This is a genomic window from Psychrobacter sp. CX97 (assembly GCF_057396285.1).
In genome coordinates this window covers 96,928-115,136 of record NZ_JBXYJE010000004.1, presented here as the reverse complement: position 1 = coordinate 115,136, position 18,209 = coordinate 96,928, and the positions used below count along the sequence as shown (strand labels likewise).

Genomic DNA, 18,209 nt, shown 5'->3' with positions numbered 1-18,209 from the left:
AGTGACATTGAAACAAACAAGCCAGCGTCATTTAAACTTGTTTGCAACACACACAAACTATTAAGGACTTATTATGAAAACAATTTATCATGCTGCTGACACTCGTGGAAATGCTGATCATGGTTGGCTAAAAAGCAAACATACTTTTAGCTTTGCTAATTACTATAACCCAGAACGTATGGGATTTGGTGCTCTACGTGTGATTAATGATGACCATGTAGAAGGTGGTAAAGGTTTCGGCACGCATCCACACCGTGATATGGAAATTATCTCTATTCCGACATCTGGTAGATTAGCTCATAAAGATACCATTGGTACGAATGGCGTTATTGAAAGTGGCGAAATACAGGTCATGTCTGCTGGTACAGGTATTGCGCACAGTGAGATGAATGGCAATGCTGACGAGCCTGTTAAATTTTTCCAAATTTGGGTCATGCCAAATAAACAAGGGGTAGAGCCACGTTATCAACAATTAAAAATTGCTGATATGCTAACGCCAAATGAGTTTGGTCAAATCTTGTCGCCAAATCCTGATGATGCTGGCGTGTGGATTCATCAAGATGCTTGGTTCCATATGGGCAATTTAGATAAAGGGGCAACCGCTTCTTATGAGTTGAAAAACAAAAAGAATGGCGTGTATGCCTTTGTTATCGAGGGTAAGGTTAAGATTGATGATGTGACCTTAGAGACTCGTGATGGCATGGGTATTGAAGAGGTTGACTCATTTGATGTTGAAGCACTTGAAGACTCGAGAGTGCTATTAATGGAAGTACCTATGTAAATTAGTTATGTAAAGTACTTATCTAAAGTACTTATGTAAAGTAAAGTACTTATGTGTAAATTACTTATGTAATAAAAGATAATCTACTAAGCTGGTATTTAAGCTAAACTTCAGTACCAGCTTTAATAACTATAAAAATGTAAAGTAGGTAACACTGCTTTGTATCTATAAGACTGATAAAACCTAATTCATTGAACATTTAGTGAGGCAACTGATGGACATAACAAAATTAGAACCTAGGGCTAAAGATGTGGGTGGTGTACCTATTGCGCGTGCCTTACCTAATAAAAGAATAAAAACCATTGGTGCTTGGTGCTTTTTGGATCATGCGGGACCCTCTACTTTTAATGAGGGCGATGAAGGCATGCAGGTCGGTCGTCATCCACACACAAACTTGCAAACGTTTACTTGGATGATTGAAGGCGAGATTTTACATAAAGACAGTCTAGGTAATGAACAGATCATCACTGCAAACAAAGTCAACTTAATGACTGCTGGAACAGGTCCAACCAGAGGCATTAGCCACACTGAGCAAAGTGTATTTTCCAGTAAAAGCGGTGCCAATGAAGATGACCGCCGTATCAATATGGTACAGCTGTGGATCGCCCTGCCTACGGATAAAGAGATTGAACCTGCATTCGATCATTATCCAGAATTGCCGAGCTGGCAGGAGGGTAGTACTGAGTTTGTGTTAACCACAGGACGCTATACGTCTGTCTCAGGAGAAACTTACAAGGCGCCAACAAAACAATACTCAAAGTTAATAGGGCTAGATGTTAATTTTGTTGAGGATAATGAAGTCACATTGACTACTGAGAGTGGTTCAGAGTATGGCATGTTAGTGGTCAAGGGCGAGATTGTTTTTGGCGGTGAGCTCTACAAACAAAATGAAATGGTTTACTTTGACAACAGCGATATTGAGAAAACGAACAGCATTACAATCAAAGCGGACAAAGGCACTCGCATCATGTTTATTGGTGGCGAACCTCTAAACAATAAGGTTTTATTATGGTGGAACTTTGTCGCTGATAGTAAAGCTGAGATAGAGCAATCTATCATTGATTGGAACAACCATCATCCACGCTTCGGTGACGTGGACTCTGACTTACATAGATTACCTGCGCCACCTTTACCTGAAGGATTTAAGGAATAAGTTTTATAATACCTGAATCTTTCAACTTTATTAAAAATTAGCTTATTTAAGCTATTACCTTGAAAAATAAACGGAGAATAATTATGTCTGACTTAAAAACTCTACAAAATGCTGCTGAAGCGCGTCGTTCAATCTATGCGTTAAATGACCAACTTCCTGTTGCCAAAGAAGAGGTGGTCAAGCTTGTTGAGCACGCAATATTACATACACCATCTGCATTTAACTCGCAGTCCACTCGCATTGTTGTACTATTTGGTGAAGATCATAAAAAACTTTGGCAAATAACCGAAGATGAGCTACGCAAAGTGGTTGCTGATGATGAACAGTTTGAAGGCACTAAGCAAAAACTAGAAGGCTTTAAAGCGGGTGCGGGAACCATACTTTTCTTTGAAGATCAAAATGTTGTAGAGTATTTACAAAATAACTTTGCTTTATATGCCAATAAATTCCCAGAGTGGTCTCATCATACTAATGCGATGCATCAGTATGTTATTTGGACAGCGCTTGCTACTTTGAATATTGGTGCTAACTTGCAGCACTATAACCCATTAATTGATGCTCAAGTTGCTAGTACTTGGAATATTGATTCAAAATGGCATCTTGTGGCACAAATGGTGTTTGGTGGTATCGAACAGCCAGCCGGCGAGAAAGAATTCGAGCCTTTAGAAAAACGCTTAAAGGTATTTAAATAATAGTTATCATAAACAATAGTGGTCAAAAGTTGACTGACTAACAAATTATAATTTACATATTGTTATAATGACATAGTCTGACAACTAGGCCCATTATAGTGTCGCTTGTATAAGCTATTATAGTCAGAGAACTACTAAACGGTTACGGCGTTAACCTCGTTAAGCCTACTACAGTAGTACTTGCACTCGGTTGCCTTGTAACCATTTTAGACTTCTTTGACTATAGTTAATGGTTAGCTTTAAGGTCGTTGTTGCTTCTTTGCATATGAGAAGTAACGACGGCCTTTTTTATTATCTATAGTATATGGTTTAAGCCTTATGGTTAAACGATTATGGTCAGCGACCTTATAAATCGCTACGGTGTTAGCGATGTGTCGCCTACAATTATAGTGCTTTGACTCGGTTGGCTTGTATCGATGTTAAATTTCTTTAACTATATTATCTGTAACTTTGTCTTTGTCCTTGTCCTTTCTATCAATGGACAATAAATTGTGTTGTATTAAAAAAACCTTATATTTGTTGACATATCCAGTTACGACTGCTAGATTTAGTTGAAAAGTAAAGTAGTTATGCTGGATTTGTTATAAAACTATCCTTATTAAATATTGTCTTTTTAAACACTCCTAATTAATGAGTTATTAACAATTATGGAGTTTTATAATCTGATAACTTTATTAGTTCCACCCCTGTACACCCTCATATTTTAAACCATCAAGAAAGGATTCTGTGATGAATAAAAACATAGCACTAGTAATGGCTTTAACAGGCATTTTGAGTTTGACTGCCTGTTCAAAAGAAAATATTACCTCTGCGGACGCTGAAAATTCTAAAGAGACCACGTCAATCTCTGAATCAAAAGACGTTGTAACCTTACGTTTTTCACATTTGTGGCCATCTACGGCTGCAATGCATACTGAAACATTTGAGCCTTGGGTACGTAAAATTGCAGAAGAGTCAAATGGTAGGTTGAAAATAGAAATATATCCATCTAGCACATTAAGTAAGCCTCAAGGGACTTACGATGCAACGTCAAAAGGTGTGATTGATATTGGTATGCAAGTTCAAGGTTATATGAATGGCAGATTTCCGCTTACTCAAATTGCTGAGCTACCTGGATTATCAAACTCAGCAACTCAGATGAGTTGTATGTTGCAAACCCTTTATGATGAAGGTGTTATATCAAGTGAGTATGAGGATACGCATGTTTTATTTATGATTGGTGCTGAGCCTGGTGTATTGCATACTATAGACAAACCCATTCGTAAACCAGAAGATATGAAGGGATTACGTATACGTCGCCCATCTGCTATTGCAGGTGATATCATTGAAGCAGCAGGAGGTTCACCAGTCGGTCTTCCCGCACCTGATTTATATAGTTCTTTAGAACGTGGTGTGATAGATGGAATGAGTTTTCCATGGAGTCCTACAGGATCATTCAGACTTAATGAGCTGGTAAATACACATACGATTATGCCTTTTTATAGCTCAGCATTACACGTCACAATGAACAAAGATAAGTATGAGAGTTTGCCGGATGATCTTAAAAAAGTTATAGATAACAACTCAGGTAGAATGATGGCAGATATAGCCGGTAAGGTGTTTGATAACCAAGCTGCTAAAGTAATGGCGGGTGCTATTGCAAAAGGAGATATTATGATTGAGATCCCTGATCCTTTGAATGACCCAGATTGGAAGATTCCCTTAGAAAAGGGTACACAGAAGTATCTAGCGCAAGTTGAAGCATCAGGACTAGATGCTCAAGGTGTCTATGCCAAAGCTAAAGAAGTAAGTAAGGCATGTCAGTCTTAAATTAAAATGTCAGTTTTAAATTAAATTCATGTCATCGTTTATTGTAATAAAACACTAAGCCCTGTATTAATCAGGGCTCAGTGTTTTTTGTATGTTAATAAAAGAATAAGAATTAGTAAGACTTCGATCTAAGTCAATTTTGATGGTGTTGTCTTATTTAAACTTACTATTTAAGAAAATAAATGGCGTCGTTAATTATTGGTTGTGTACCATAAAGAGATTTACATTATTTTCAAGATTATCAAATAATCTTTTGCTCAGTTGAACAAAGGTTTCAATCTCATCTTTACTGAAGTTACTAAAGACATTTTCAAACATAGGCGCCGTCGTTTTAATAATTGAGTTTACGTACGACTTCCCCTGCTCAGTCAATCTGACCAATCTCACTCTGCCATCACTTTCATGCTTGTAAACAGTAACCAGACTTTCTTTTTCCATGCGTTGAACAATCTTTGTAATGGTTGAGATTTTCATCAGAGCATTCTGTGAAATTTGAGAAATAGTCAGTTCATCATGCACATGAAGTAAAAGACCAACCCGCCAACGTGATGCATCCATTCCCATCGTTTTAAGCGTTTTTTCCATTTCTTGAGTATATAAAGATTCTACCTGCGCAATCCAGTAAAAAGGAAACTTCAAGTAGTCAAAATGTGGATTATTAGGGAAATACTCTGGTTTATTTTGATTCATATAAAAACTCTTTAGATGATTGTTTTTAGCTGTGTTTGAAGAAAACCTTAAATAAAAGTCTAAAACTATTTGACATTTCAACTAAATTTGACGATACTTTTCTACAAGGACGAATTTTTAGGCACCCTATTAAGGTACCCAGACATGGATAGTTTTGTCGTTAAAACCCCAACAACAGGGACAGATCAGCCAACTGTTGCCATCAAAGACAGTATTGATGTGGCTGGTATTCCTACGCAACTAGGCAGTCGTGCATGCCTTGATCAACGACCTGCCCAATACGATGCAACGGTCACTAAATACCTCAAGCAAAGCGGATTTTCCATTTGCGGAAAAACGGTTATGCATGAATTGGCATTTGGAATGACAGGCATCAACCAAGTGTTTGGCACACCCGTTAACCCATTATATCCGAATTTGATTCCTGGTGGCTCTTCATCTGGCTCTGCAACTGCTGTGGCAGGCAATCAAGCCGATGTTGCTATGGGTACAGACACAGGAGGCTCGGTGCGCCTACCCGCCGCATGTTGTGGTATTTATGGATTTAAACCCACGTTTGGGCTAGTGAGTCGAGAAGGCGTCTGGCCCCCTAACACCTCTTTAGATTGTGTCGGTGTGTTTGCAAGAACACCTGAGTTTATCACGAAAGTTATGCAAGCAATCAGTGCTGATTTTGATGCGACAAGTGCTCGTCAAGAAATTGCAAAGGAAAGCAATTTAAAAGTAGGCTGGATAACTGTCGAATCAAATAGCGATATTCTCGATATCACTCAAAAAACGTTGTCAGACTGTTCATTCATTGAACTGGTTAAAGTAGAACTTCCTCTGATGGATGACGCTTTTCAAGCTGGACTCACAATCATTAATCGAGAAACATGGCTTGCCTGTGCAGATTTCTTTGCAACTGGAAAGTTGGGCGATGATGTGGCTAAACGTCTTGAAAAAGCCAGCCATACGACGGATGCCGAGGTTGCTGAGGCTGAAAGCGTCCGTACTGCGTTTACCAAGCAGGTTGATCAAACTTTAGAAAAGACACGGGTGCTTGCCCTACCTACTTTACCTCACTTTCCAATGACCCTTGAAGAAGCATTAGCAGGCAAGACAGATATCACTATTTCTAAATTGGTTCGCCCGTTTAATTTGTCGGGGCATCCTGCGATCTCTATACCTTGCCCCTCTCAATCAGAATTACCTGTTGGTTTGCAGTTAGTTGGTCGTAAAAACGACGATGCGTTTTTATGTGCCATAAGTGAGCGTATTGCCAAATCGCTTATGTAGCACCCAACATTATAAATAAAAAAAGGATTTTATATGACAAATTTAGCCCCTTTGATTGAGCATCCAAAGTTGAATGATTTACTCATTGATATTAGAGCTCGAGCGACAGATTTTGACAATCAAGGTCATATTGATCAGGACATCATAGAAAAGTTTAAAGAAATCGGTGTTTATCGTGCTTTTGTACCTAAGCGATTTGGTGGCGATGAGCGTAGTCCAACCGACTTTCTCCAATTGATTGAAACCATTTCTATGGCCGATGGTTCCGCTGGCTGGGTTGCCAGCTTTGGGATGAGTCCTTTTTACTTGGGCGGTTTACCACTTGAAACCATTGAGAAAGTTTGGGCTGATACGCCTGATGTGGTGTTTGCAGGGGCGGTATTTCCTGTCATGCCAGCACAAAAGACGGAAGATGGCTATATGGTAAATGGTCGCTGGAAATTTGCTAGTGGTTGCATGGGGGCATCGTTAATTGGCGTGGGTATTAAGCCTGACGATGATAGTGCATTACCTAGAATGGCAGTTCTACCGGTTGATCAGACCGAGATCGATGAAACTTGGGACATGATTGGCATGAGAGCCACAGGAAGTCACGATATTGTGATTGATCATGTGAATGTTAAAGAGGAGTGGACATTTGAGCGTGGCGGAAAGCTTACCCTAACTGAACCGTTATTTAATTACCCTTCTTTAGCATTAGCGACTCAAGTACTGGCTGTTACCTCGCTTGGACTGGCGCGTGAAGCGTTAAATATCATCTTGAATGAAGCCGAAGGACGCAAGTCAGTTACGGGCGCTCCTAATATTGGCGAGCGTGAGTATGTGCAAATAGCTATCGGAAAGATGCAAGCCAAAGTTAAATCAAGTAAAGCCTTTTTCTATCAAGCTACTGATGATGCTTGGCAAGCTGTTTTAGAAAACGGAAAACCCAGTGATGAGCAAATTAGTATGCTGCGTTTATCCAGTTCACATTTAACGCATGAGTGTGTAGAAGCCATACGTCAAGTGTATAAATTAATGGGCATGACCAGTGCCCAAAATACCCATCCTATGACACGAATTTTGAGGAATGCCTCCCTTGTTTCTCAACATGCGTTTATGGGCGAGATTACCTTTAGGAATGCTGGGGCAATGGCGTTTGGTCACAAACCGTACCCCGGTTATTTGTAATGGCAAACAGTAGAGTTTGACGATTTTATTTGTTCATTTAATTGAAACTACTTAAAAAGGATTTAGTCATGGAAAAATTAAACTCATACCGCGTTTTATTCTGTATTGGTGTTAATCAAAATTTTATGGATGCAACTTCAGAGGTCATGGGGGAGGTTTGGCAGGCATTTAGTCAGATGATGAAAAGTATTGATGAGCTACCAGGTGTTAATATTTTGGGCATTATGGATGATGACCGTATTCAAGTTGGTCCTTCAACTGAGTCGCCATGGACAGCCTATATTATGGCAGACGTGCCAGATCTCGAAACGGTTATAGAGTCTTGTAATTTCTTTAGAACCACCCCTGTTGGTGATGGTACATACAAACTTTGGAAGTATTGCAAAGTCGAAGCGCGCATTGGTAGAGAACTGGTTGTACCTGAATAACGCATTGATTGGGGTGGTGTTATGGCTAAAGAGACAGTAGCTAGAGAAACAGTAGCAAGTCTAAGTAGGCGAGTGTGGGCATTAGAGCAGGAAAAAGAAGTGAGAGCCTGCATGCACCGCTATATGGCATTATGCGATGTACTCGATGAGGGATTTGATCTAAATTTACTCATGGATTTGTTTACTCAAGATGCGGTTTGGGAAGGTGTTGGTAAACGTTACAAGAACACATTTGGTGCTTATAAAGGAAAAGAGAGCATCGCTAAAATGTTTGAAAAATACACGTTACCGCCTGCACATTTTGCTTTGAATTCGCACTACTTAACCAATGAGCTCATTACAGTAAAGAATACAGTGGCTAGAGGTACTTGGTTATTGTTGCAGACAGCAACATTTCACTCAGGTATATCACAATTGAGTAGTGCGAAACTCTCAGTTGAGTTTGTTCTTGAAGGAGAACAGTGGAAAATTCAACATTTCCAAACCGAAAGTATCTTTAATCGACCTATAGAGACGGCATGGGATGTTAATAAAGAGTTACCAACACCCAATAAGCGTTAGGTTAACTAAAACCGTGCAAAGGGTTTTTAGGGGAATTTAGACGTATCAAAACGCCTATTACAAGGAGAAGTTATTATGTCAGGTGTGAAAAAAATACCAATCAATCAGTATGTTTCAGAAGATGGCAATAAAGTTTTATCAGAAATGTATACCGACGAGCAACTGTTTGATGCAGAAATGGATGCCATTTTCAATAATACATGGGTATGGGTTGGACATGAAAGTGAAATTCCTAATAAAGGGGATTATAAGACGGCTCGCATGGGCAAGCACTCGGTTATCGTATCACGTGACCGTAAGATGAACATCCATGTGTTGGTCAACCGTTGCCGTCATCGCGGTGCGACTATTTGTGAAAAAAATAAAGGCAATACGAGAAGTTTTGTGTGCCCATATCACGGCTGGGGCTACGGCCAAGATGGCTCTTTAAGAGCAATCCCAAATCCTGACCCTTATGAAGGTGTGATAGATAAAGAAGAGCTACCACTCATTAAGCTTAGAATGGAATCTTATCAGGGTATGTTATTTGCCACTTTTAGAGATGATATTGAACCATTAGAAGATTTTCTTGGTGGCGCTAAAAAGTGGATGGACTTATTTATGAAACAAGGAGGTGGTTACCCCATCAAAACATTAGGGGCGCATCGTTTTAGGTTCCCAGGCAACTGGAAAATTCAACTTGAAAATACAACCGATGCTTATCACTTTCCTATCATACATAAATCGTTTATTTCTTCTCTCGATGGCGATACTGCTGAGATATTCGACTTTTTGGATGGCGATGGATTTGTCGAAGATTTAGGCAATGGTCATAGTGTCATGGTAATGATTCCTGAATTGGTTGATTTAGAAGAAAACCTTGATGCCCCTATTCCAGAGCGCTTTCAAGATTTAGCAGATGCGCTTATAGCAGAAGGTAAAAGTGATGAGGAAGTTCGAAGACTCGTACGCGCTGCGCATGGCTCAGGCTTCAATCTTAATCTTTTCCCTAATGTTGCTTGTTCAATGGCATTTTTTAGAGTGTTAGCACCTATTTCAGCGAACGAAACAGAAATACATCATGTGGCTGTCGGAGGCGATGGTGCACCTGATGTATTTAATCAGAAACGCATGCGTTTACATGAACATTTTCAAGGACCGATGGGTTTTGGAACACCTGATGACTCAGAGGCTTGGGAGCGTGTACAAAAAGGTTCGAGGAGTGGAAATAGAGAGTGGATTCTTGTCAACCGAGGGCAAGGCATCGCTCAAAAAAATGAGCTTGGTAACACCTATAGTTCAGTGTGCTCTGAAGTGGGTATGAAAGCGGCATACCGCCAATGGGAAAAAATGATGCTGGCTGCTGAGCAAGGAGAATAGAAATGAATTACGATTTACATAATAAAGTCTCAGTATTCATTGATTATGAAAATGATTTGTTGGACTCAATGAATTATGAGCAGTGGCTCACACTTTGGGAAGACGAGGGGATGTATATTGTTCCCATTGACTTAGAAAATGATGATTATAAGAACCAGCTTAACTTTGCTTACGACAATGCGGCAATGCGGCGTATGCGTGTGGCACGCTTAAAAAGTGGCGAATCTATTTCAGCATCAACGACCAGTGGTACGGTTCGTCTTCCTTCTCGCTTAGTCGTTGACGAAGCTGAAGGTATGATTACGGCTAAATGTGCCTTAATGATTAATGAATGTCGACTTGGTGATATCAGACAATTCATTGCCAATGTTGAATATAAGCTAATTGAACAAGATCAATCATTCAGAATTTATCAAAAAATTGTCAAACTGATTAATGCAGAAGACTATCTACGCACTATTAGCTATTTACTATAAAGAGTATAGATAGAACGGCCTTTGTTAGTCAATAGTAAAGGTATATAAGCGAGCATAAAGCATAAGAGGCGAAGCTAATATGAAGGATGTTATTGTCATAACAGGATCTGCCCAAGGGTTGGGACAATGTATTGCAAAGGCACTTGTGTCAGATGGCTTTTGTGTTGCTATGACAGATGTCAATGAAGACAAAGCCATACAGGCGGCTAAGAACATTGATGCTAGTGGTAAGTTGGCTATTGGCTTTGGTTTAGATGTGACTATAAAGTCTGACTTTGAGAACGCACTTGATAAAGTTGAGGCGCATTTTGGACAAGTCAATGGTTTAGTCAATAATGCGGCGCTCACTTTGACAACGCCTGTCATGCAGGTCACTGCAGATGAGTTTGATAAGGTCATAAACGTCAACCTGCGTGGTACGTTGTTTGGTTGTCAAGTATTTGGTGCTTATCTTGCTGAGAAAGGCTATGGCCGTATTGTCAATATTGCCTCGTTAGCGGGACAAAATGGTGGGGCAGCGGCTGGGGTTCATTACTCTTCAAGCAAAGGGGGAGTGCTCACGATGACCAAAGTGTTTGCAGGTCATTTAGCCGCAAGTGGCGTTACCGTAAATGCAGTCGCTCCAGGCCCATTAGATTTGCCTATTGTTCATGAGTTAGTGTCTGCAGAAAAACTGCAGCATTTATTAGAGAATGTCATTCCGGTAAAAGCATTAGGTAGTCCAGACTTTATAGGGAAAACAGTTGCTCAGCTCATGAGCCGAGATGCGTTTGCCGTTACGGGGGCTACTTGGGACTTAAATGGTGGCTTATATATGCGTTAGTAATGAGAGTTTAAACTTTGCGGATCAAGGGTTTAAAGATTGGGACACAAAATGGAATTGAATAGATAATGAGTAATTTAATAGAAGTTGTTATCACTGAAAAAAAACGATTGAATGACGATATTTTATCGCTCACATTAGAGAATAAAGAAGGTACGGCGTTGCCAGCATTTAGCGCAGGTGCCCACATTGATGTGCATATTAACGATGATATCGTTCGCCAGTATTCGCTCTGTAGTGCGCCCAATGAATCTCGGTTTTACCGCCTAGGTATTTTAAAAGAACCAGAATCTAGAGGTGGATCAATTGGCATTCACGAGACATTTCATGTAGGCGATGTGATAACCATTAGTGAACCTCGTAATTTATTTCCCTTAGATTTATCTGCTGAACACAGCATTTTAGTGGGGGGCGGTATCGGGATTACACCAATGATCTCTATGGCCTATACCTTGAAGTCGGCTAATAAGTCATTTGAACTGCACTATTGCGCAAAGTCTAAGATATCAGCAGTATTTGCCGAAGAGTTAGAAAATGAATTTGGAAGCTCGCTAAAGTTACACTGTGATGATTTAGAGGACACCCAACGTTTAGATCCTCAGTTGCACTTTAGCAATGCTCCTGAGGGCACTCACTTGTATACGTGTGGTCCAAGTGGTTTTATGAATTGGGTCATGGACTCTGCTAAAGCGTTAGGTTTTCCAGACTCAAACATACATTGCGAGTATTTTAACGTCGATGTCGATACAGCTGGTACGGCATTTACTGTGATCGCAGAGCAAAGTGGCAAAACCATTGAAGTGTCTGAGAATCAATCGATTGTACAAGCGCTGGCTGAGGCGGGTATAAAGGTCGAGGTATCGTGTGAGCAAGGTATCTGTGGCACCTGTATCGTGGATGTCATTGAAGGGGAACCTGATCATAGAGATCAGTTTTTAACTGACGATGAAAAAGCAGACAACGATCAAATAGCAGTATGCTGCTCGCGCTCAAAATCCTCCATATTAATTCTAGATATTTAATTTACTTCGGGAGAACACTGTGCCTAACTTTGAAGCAAAACAGTTGCGCCAACTTTTTGGTCAATTTCCAACAGGCGTGACGGTTATTACGACCCGTAGCCAGAAGGGCGAGCCTATTGGTATGACTGCCAGCAGTTTTAATACGGTTTCTGTAGACCCTGCACTGATACTTTGGAGTATTGATAAAGGAAATTACAGCCTAGAGACGTTTAAAAACTGTCGGTATTTTGCAATCAATATTTTATCGGAACACCAGATCAACCTATCAAATAGGTTTGCAGGCCGCGGGCAAGATAAATTTAAGGATCTTGAATATAGTGATGGCATTGGTGGAATACCCTTACTTCCCAATGTATTGGCACAAATAGAATGTGAGCGCTGGAATGTTTATGAAGGGGGCGATCATCTTATCATGGTTGGTAAAGTGCTTGACTACAGAATGACAGATAACTTACGACCTCTGGTGTTTTCGCAAGGGTCATACGCACAAGCTAATCCTCATTATGAGCCCGCCAATGCAGATCATACTGAAACTGCATTTGAGCAAGACTTTCTGAACAATCATTTATTGTATTTGCTAAGAGCCTCTTACAATAGTTTGAGTCAGGAGTTTTATCGACGTTTGAGTGTGCGCAAAGGCGTTAATCCAGACGCTTGGCGGATATATGCCAGCCTTTCAGATGGTAATAAAATGTCTTTAGCAATATTAGCGTACTTGGTTATGCAACCGAAAAAGGCCTTGTTGGACTCCTTATCTGCAATGGGAAATAGTCATGTGATATACGACAATGAAAGTGCGAACCTTACTGAAGAAGGGATAAAAATGGCTCAAGGGCTATTAGAGATTGCTGAAGAATATAAAATGGAATTATCTAATCGTGTTGGCACCGATAGTTTTAATAGTATGAAGGATACTTTACGGTTACTTTGCTAAAATTAAAGTCACTCTAAACGGTTACGGTGGTAACTTCGCTTAACTTACTGTTGTCGTAGTGTCGCTCGGTTGCCTTGTAACTACTTTAAATAACTTTAACTCTATTTTCTAGTGACTATAAAACAGTTATACCTTTCTTAATAAAGCAGAACGGCTACTTCCAGCATCAAGATCTGCAGCAGTTAAAAACTTCTCCATATAAATATCACGCTCAAAAAGGCGAGCCTGCATCAGTGTTGTTAAACACGCATCAATCATTGGGGGTGGTCCACATAAATAGGCTTTATGACCAGAGCACTTGCCCTCAAAATGCTGATGGACAGCGTCATTCACATACCCTTTAAATCCGCTCCATTCTCCCACTGTATCCTCATCACTTAATGCGGGAATATAATGGAAGTTATCATGTTCATTTGTTAGCTGTTCAAATTTTTCTCTGTGGTATAACTCGGGTACGTTGCGGGCGCCTTGGAACAGATAAATCTGGCGACTATCGCCTTTTTCAAGCATATCGAGAATCATTGATTCAGGACTAGATAAGCCTGAGCCACCGGCAATGAAAATGACATCCTGCTCATCGCTATTACGTACAAAGAACTGACCATAGGGGCCTGAAAGCGGAATATTATCGCCAACAGCAAGCTCATTATGGAGCCATGTTGTCCCTTTGCCTTCTGGCACAAGACGAACATGAAGCTCTACTGTGTCAGACTGGGCGGGACTATTTGCAATTGAAAAAGCGCGTGTGCCCACATCAGGGATATCCAGATTAATGTATTGACCGGCTTGAAACTGCATGTCACGGTCAAGCTTCAATCGGATACCGATAATGGTCGGCAAAAGAGGGGTAATATCTTCCACCGTCGCAGTATAGTCTTCTACTGGATAGCCCATAAAGTCTGGGTCCACATCGACATCTGCTTCAATGACTAAGTCTGATTCTGGCTTGCAACAGCATGCCAAAACTTTACCTTCTTCACGATCCACATCTAATAAAGCAAAGGCAGATGCTTCGCCCACATCATAAAACCCATCCATGACTTGAACTTTGCAGGTGCCACAAGTACCGTGCCCACAAGCAAAAGGCAACCACACCCCTTGGCGTAATGCGGCTTCAAGAATGGTTTGGTCCTCTTCTACTTCAATGATGTCGCCCGTAGGCTCAATGGTTACTTCATAACTCATTGGATATTCTCCTCAAGTTGTTTAAAAAAGGTTGGGTTGATAAAGGAATTAACTCTATACACCCGTTCCTTTCCAACCATTTAAGCCCGGCGTTTTAAAACGTAATAATGATTTATGGTCAAATCCTATGTCTGCTAAAGTTTGCTCATCTGACGGGGTAATGGATTCGTCATTTAAATTCCATAACACCTCATCCCATTTGATGTGTTCAAAGTCTGGGTGTTGATTGAAGCCTTCTCTGAGAATAATGTCTTTAAAGTCCTTAAACGTCATTTTGGGTGGTACGGGAAAAGCTTTGGCAGAACAAAATAACAGGTGCTCGTCCCACCCGATAAATACGAGAATGTTATCGCCATAGGGTTGTCTTCTTCCACTGCCTGCACAATTTAGCGTGACATATCGTTATCTTGTAAGGCTAAATATACTTTTGACATGATGTTTTCCTATTTATATAGATGAGTAAGGGCTGTTTGTTAAGGCTTGTTTTGATTGTTAGAGCTTGCTTTTAAAGGTTAAGCCCGATGGTTTTACAGCGCTTTTTAAGCTCAGTATTGATGGCTTGTTGAATATTTTTCGCGTCTTCTTCATCAAAAAGCGCATCGATTAAAGGCTGATAAGCGCTCATGATTTTGTCATTCCACGTCTCAAGCCAGCTTTAGCACTGGTGCTTGTTGGCATCACTTTCGGCAACCACGGTTTTAATGACACTGGTACTCCATCTGCCTAAATCTTTAAAGCAATCTTGCATAAACTCTGTGAGCATTGCGATGTCGCGCCCGCCATGCTCCACCAGCCAGCTATCAAGGTGGTCGTAATGAATGACTTTGATGTAAGTGTCCAGCACCAATGCCTGAGCAATAAACAGCTCAAACCAATCTTTTTGCACCAGCATGTTCTCGCACAGGGCACGAATGCCTTGCCATGCTTCGTTCTCCATCCAACTTACTTTTGCATGTATTAAAGAATCGCTCGAATTACCATCAATCAATAAGCCAATACGAGAGAGATATTGCGCCATGCCCAGTCTATCCATGCCCGCATATAAGCAGACTTGGGTAATGGCAGTCCCATATCCATAAGCACTGCCGTACATGAAGTTTAGATTGGCAGTTTGCTCAACGTGACGAAGAGGTAGAAGACCTAAAATAACTTTGTCTCTTACCTCATCAGATAGGTTCGCCTGTAAGTCGCGCTTATCAAAGAAGTTGTAATTGGTTTCGGCGCCTTCTTGCATACGGGCACGATTTTGAACGTAAGCGCCGTAATAGAACTGTCTGGGGTCTTTTAAGTCTTACCAATCTTGTATTTCAATACAAGTGTAGGTTTTATCGTTTAGGGTTTTATCAGGATTCCACAACGGACGGTAATGGAAGTTAACCGCACTTTGCAGATCATAAGTGGCCTCTTGATATCGGGTAGCAGGTTTGTCGCCAAATCGATTGGCAATATGGTTATAAGTATGTCTGATGGGCTCAATGCCAGCTGTTTTGATTTCTAAAGACATGAGGAACTCTCCTAGTCGACTGTAAACGCTTTAAACACAGTCATTTGCGTAAGCCCTAAAATGAAAAAAGTTGTAAAATGTACGTTATTAAGGTTCACGTTATTAAGGGGCTAACTATGGGTTTTGGTGGCAGTCATGTCAGTATGGTTGCTACCTACCAAGGTAGGCTCCTGACCATAGCGCCATTTGTCTTCTTCGGCATCATTAAGCGCCATCTGCTCGTCCGTCATGTAGACGACATTGTTGATAGCACAAAATTCTTCAAAGCTTTTAGGCGGTAGAACCAGCTCCACAAACAACGTGGGGTCGCCAATGGCAAAATCGAACATGACAAACCTCGAATCTGCATCGCTTCGCACACGAACGTATTTAGTGAGTTTATTAATGGGGGTGGCAAGGTATGATTGATCTTAATTCATCCTGAATCCCTTCTAGTGCTTCCTGCAAATGAACTTAAAAACTGACGTCGTCATAGCAATGACTTTTGATACGGAGCTCGAATGCTTATCATAAGAAACGCAACGTTACTAATGAAGTTAATACAAGTAGCGTGCCAAATTTAATTTAAAGATAATAAGCTATTGATTTTATTAGTTAAATAAAATTGGAGTCGACCTTTTTATAAAGCAAATAAGTTTAATCCATGTATAAAATTCATCATTTGATTAATATGAATTGACCAGTATCATGAAATAATGAATTTAAAATTTATTAACCAGTTTAGGCATAATTGCTATTCAAACATTGCATTTATTGCTTGCTCAATTGATAACACATGGCGTATAAAAGTTTTATTACTGGAAAATTAGGTATTACCTTTATACATTTAAGCCAATCTCTACGGATAGAGACTTAGCCAGTTGCAAGGATTGCATAGATATGAAAAAGTATTCATCGAAAGCGTTTGCCCCCAAACCGCTTAAAAATTCTTCCTTAAGCGAGAACGCAACAACAAAGACACGGAAAGACGCCACGAGTAGCTCAAGCACCGATATAGAGGATAGCCAGTTCTCAAAGAGTATTGAAGATTTGCTTGATCATATTCACTTTGATGTCAATGCTGGCAAGATATAGTTTGGTGGGCAGCGTATGATGCTCAACTATGCCTCTGCACTATGGAGGCTTCGTCAAGATTTATCCAAAGGCCTTGGAGAAGAGACTACCCAGCGTTTATTCTCGCAATACGGTTATTATGCTGGCATTGAAGATGCAGAAATTGCAAAAAAGCTTAGACCCAATGGGAGTTGGAAAGAGGTTTTTTAGCAGGACCACAGCTGCATACCATACGGGGAATGGTAAAGGTAGTACCTGTTGAGTTAAAAGCTGATTTTGATACGGGAGATTTTTTTGCCAGTATTGATTGGTATAATTCATTTGAGGTAGCGTATTTATCGTCTCAATACCTTTCCTATTTTTATTCCGCCATTACGTGATAGGGGCCAAGATATCTTTTTATTGGCAAAATTCTTTTTACAAAAGTATGCGGCTATGTACAACAAAACTATTGAGGGGTTTACTGATCAAGCGCGTGAATATTTACAGTTACATGACTGGTCTGGTAATGTACGTGAATTACAAAACGTGATTGAACGGGCGGTTATTTTAAATGAGGGGCATAGTTTGATAGATAGTAGTGATTTACAGTTCTCTGATAAAGACTTGTACGAGAATGAACATTTAGAAAGTAAGCTAAAAATATCAAGCAAAAGTGGCAGCTAACAACGTAATGAAAAAGCCTCTGATAATGATATCTTACACGCATTACTTCATGATGCTTTTGATTTAGATGACTTTAATAAGAGGGTCATAACAGCCGCTCTTGATCACTGTGATGGCAATGTCTCTAAAGCGGCAAGGTTACTCAATATTAGTAGAGCTAAGTTAGATTATCGATTAAGTAAATACAGCGTCGCCAATAAATAGCAACGCACCCGATTTGAATAGATAACCCAAAAGCTGTGCACAAGCATTCAATAGTCAGGCTTGGAAAATAAGATATTGACAGATAAAAAAAATAGATTATAATAGCCAACCTATCTAAAAAATATTTAGTTTTATCTGGTTTTTAGATATTATGCGGGATTAGCTCAGTGGTAGAGCATAACCTTGCCAAGGTTGGGGTCGAGAGTTCGAATCTCTTATCCCGCTCCAAATTTTAAAAAGCCCTACTTAACAGTAGGGCTTTTTTTGCGTTTAAAATTGGGGGTTTAAGCACTTTTTGAATATTTAGTGAAACCAATTTGATGAAGTATAACTACCTAATAATTTTGGCCAAATCCAACGAGGTGCCCATTTGGTGCCCAGAATGTGCCCATGTTAAAATTGACTAAGCAAAATTTGACCC

At 40.1% G+C, this 18,209-nt stretch carries 20 protein-coding genes, 1 tRNA gene and 2 pseudogenes; 18 read left to right on the top strand and 5 right to left on the bottom strand.

The genetic code is table 11. The annotated features are described in order from the left end of the window. The first annotated feature begins 73 nt into the window (after positions 1 to 73). The 4 genes from AC2SLL_RS04695 (at position 74) to AC2SLL_RS04680 (ending at position 4,435) form a co-directional block, all read left to right on the top strand. A complete protein-coding gene (locus AC2SLL_RS04695; protein WP_486530523.1) occupies positions 74 to 781 on the top strand; it encodes a pirin family protein in 708 nt (235 codons plus the stop codon). A gap of 214 nt (positions 782 to 995) precedes the next feature. Next, positions 996 to 1,934 carry a pirin family protein gene (locus AC2SLL_RS04690; RefSeq protein WP_486530522.1) on the top strand — a complete coding sequence of 313 codons (939 nt, stop codon included), beginning with the start codon at positions 996 to 998 and terminating at the stop codon, positions 1,932 to 1,934. Between the two features lie 83 nt (positions 1,935 to 2,017). Further along, entirely contained in the window at positions 2,018 to 2,626 is a 609-nt protein-coding gene (locus AC2SLL_RS04685) for a nitroreductase family protein (RefSeq protein ID WP_486530521.1), read from the top strand. 729 nt (positions 2,627 to 3,355) lie between these two features. After that, positions 3,356 to 4,435: a TRAP transporter substrate-binding protein gene (locus AC2SLL_RS04680; protein ID WP_486530520.1), complete on the top strand. Its 1,080-nt coding sequence runs from the start codon at positions 3,356 to 3,358 to the stop codon at positions 4,433 to 4,435. A 195-nt stretch (positions 4,436 to 4,630) separates the two neighbouring features. Here AC2SLL_RS04680 and AC2SLL_RS04675 read toward each other — a convergent pair whose 3' ends face one another. Beyond that, a complete protein-coding gene (locus AC2SLL_RS04675) occupies positions 4,631 to 5,125 on the bottom strand; it encodes a MarR family winged helix-turn-helix transcriptional regulator (RefSeq protein ID WP_486530519.1) in 495 nt (164 codons plus the stop codon). Positions 5,126 to 5,269: 144 nt separating this feature from the next. On the opposite strand from AC2SLL_RS04675, the gene AC2SLL_RS04670 reads away from it, so the two are divergent. The 9 genes from AC2SLL_RS04670 to AC2SLL_RS04630 all read left to right on the top strand — a co-directional run bounded on the left by AC2SLL_RS04670 (position 5,270) and on the right by AC2SLL_RS04630 (position 13,176). Then, on the top strand, positions 5,270 to 6,403 hold the full coding sequence (locus AC2SLL_RS04670; protein WP_486530518.1) for an amidase: 1,134 nt from the start codon (positions 5,270 to 5,272) through the stop codon (positions 6,401 to 6,403). Between the two features lie 33 nt (positions 6,404 to 6,436). Then, positions 6,437 to 7,573, top strand: a complete 1,137-nt coding sequence (locus tag AC2SLL_RS04665; RefSeq protein ID WP_486530517.1) for an acyl-CoA dehydrogenase family protein — start codon at positions 6,437 to 6,439, stop codon at positions 7,571 to 7,573. A 68-nt stretch (positions 7,574 to 7,641) separates the two neighbouring features. After that, complete coding sequence (locus AC2SLL_RS04660; protein WP_486530515.1) at positions 7,642 to 8,001, top strand: IacB protein; 360 nt, start codon at positions 7,642 to 7,644, stop codon at positions 7,999 to 8,001. Positions 8,002 to 8,022: 21 nt separating this feature from the next. Continuing rightward, on the top strand, positions 8,023 to 8,562 hold the full coding sequence (locus AC2SLL_RS04655) for a nuclear transport factor 2 family protein (RefSeq protein ID WP_486530514.1): 540 nt from the start codon (positions 8,023 to 8,025) through the stop codon (positions 8,560 to 8,562). A gap of 75 nt (positions 8,563 to 8,637) precedes the next feature. Next, the gene (locus AC2SLL_RS04650; protein WP_486530513.1) at positions 8,638 to 9,921 is read left to right on the top strand and encodes an aromatic ring-hydroxylating oxygenase subunit alpha; all 1,284 of its coding nucleotides are present in this window, start codon (positions 8,638 to 8,640) and stop codon (positions 9,919 to 9,921) included. A 2-nt stretch (positions 9,922 to 9,923) separates the two neighbouring features. Then, positions 9,924 to 10,397 (top strand): aromatic-ring-hydroxylating dioxygenase subunit beta, encoded by a 474-nt coding sequence (locus tag AC2SLL_RS04645; protein ID WP_486530512.1) that lies wholly within the window; start codon positions 9,924 to 9,926, stop codon positions 10,395 to 10,397. A gap of 79 nt (positions 10,398 to 10,476) precedes the next feature. Beyond that, entirely contained in the window at positions 10,477 to 11,220 is a 744-nt protein-coding gene (locus AC2SLL_RS04640; protein WP_486530511.1) for an SDR family NAD(P)-dependent oxidoreductase, read from the top strand. 68 nt (positions 11,221 to 11,288) lie between these two features. Next, positions 11,289 to 12,242 carry a PDR/VanB family oxidoreductase gene (locus tag AC2SLL_RS04635; RefSeq protein WP_486530510.1) on the top strand — a complete coding sequence of 318 codons (954 nt, stop codon included), beginning with the start codon at positions 11,289 to 11,291 and terminating at the stop codon, positions 12,240 to 12,242. 19 nt (positions 12,243 to 12,261) lie between these two features. Further along, the gene (locus tag AC2SLL_RS04630) at positions 12,262 to 13,176 is read left to right on the top strand and encodes a flavin reductase family protein (protein ID WP_486530509.1); all 915 of its coding nucleotides are present in this window, start codon (positions 12,262 to 12,264) and stop codon (positions 13,174 to 13,176) included. A gap of 126 nt (positions 13,177 to 13,302) precedes the next feature. On the opposite strand, the gene AC2SLL_RS04625 is transcribed toward AC2SLL_RS04630, so the two are convergent. The 4 genes and pseudogenes from AC2SLL_RS04625 to AC2SLL_RS04610 form a co-directional block, all read right to left on the bottom strand. Next, positions 13,303 to 14,361, bottom strand: coding sequence for a 2Fe-2S iron-sulfur cluster-binding protein (locus AC2SLL_RS04625; protein WP_486530507.1), 1,059 nt, complete (start codon positions 14,359 to 14,361; stop codon positions 13,303 to 13,305). Between the two features lie 54 nt (positions 14,362 to 14,415). After that, the gene (locus AC2SLL_RS04620) at positions 14,416 to 14,706 is read right to left on the bottom strand and encodes a phenol hydroxylase subunit P4 (RefSeq protein WP_486530612.1); all 291 of its coding nucleotides are present in this window, start codon (positions 14,704 to 14,706) and stop codon (positions 14,416 to 14,418) included. Between the two features lie 160 nt (positions 14,707 to 14,866). Next, positions 14,867 to 15,865 (bottom strand): annotated as a pseudogene (locus AC2SLL_RS04615) (aromatic/alkene monooxygenase hydroxylase subunit beta). Positions 15,866 to 15,975: 110 nt separating this feature from the next. Continuing rightward, the gene (locus AC2SLL_RS04610) at positions 15,976 to 16,251 is read right to left on the bottom strand and encodes a phenol hydroxylase subunit (RefSeq protein WP_486530611.1); all 276 of its coding nucleotides are present in this window, start codon (positions 16,249 to 16,251) and stop codon (positions 15,976 to 15,978) included. A gap of 493 nt (positions 16,252 to 16,744) precedes the next feature. Here AC2SLL_RS04610 and AC2SLL_RS04605 point away from each other — a divergent pair, with 493 nt between their 5' ends. The 5 genes and pseudogenes from AC2SLL_RS04605 to AC2SLL_RS04585 all read left to right on the top strand — a co-directional run bounded on the left by AC2SLL_RS04605 (position 16,745) and on the right by AC2SLL_RS04585 (position 18,016). Then, on the top strand, positions 16,745 to 16,939 hold the full coding sequence (locus AC2SLL_RS04605; protein WP_486530506.1) for a hypothetical protein: 195 nt from the start codon (positions 16,745 to 16,747) through the stop codon (positions 16,937 to 16,939). A 12-nt stretch (positions 16,940 to 16,951) separates the two neighbouring features. Beyond that, positions 16,952 to 17,128: pseudogene (locus AC2SLL_RS04600) on the top strand (XylR N-terminal domain-containing protein); the annotation flags it as partial. A gap of 123 nt (positions 17,129 to 17,251) precedes the next feature. After that, a complete protein-coding gene (locus tag AC2SLL_RS04595; RefSeq protein ID WP_486530610.1) occupies positions 17,252 to 17,584 on the top strand; it encodes an AAA-type ATPase lid domain-containing protein in 333 nt (110 codons plus the stop codon). A gap of 30 nt (positions 17,585 to 17,614) precedes the next feature. After that, positions 17,615 to 17,788: a helix-turn-helix domain-containing protein gene (locus AC2SLL_RS04590; RefSeq protein ID WP_486530609.1), complete on the top strand. Its 174-nt coding sequence runs from the start codon at positions 17,615 to 17,617 to the stop codon at positions 17,786 to 17,788. 153 nt (positions 17,789 to 17,941) lie between these two features. After that, positions 17,942 to 18,016 (top strand) — tRNA-Gly (locus AC2SLL_RS04585). Positions 18,017 to 18,209: the final 193 nt, after the last annotated feature.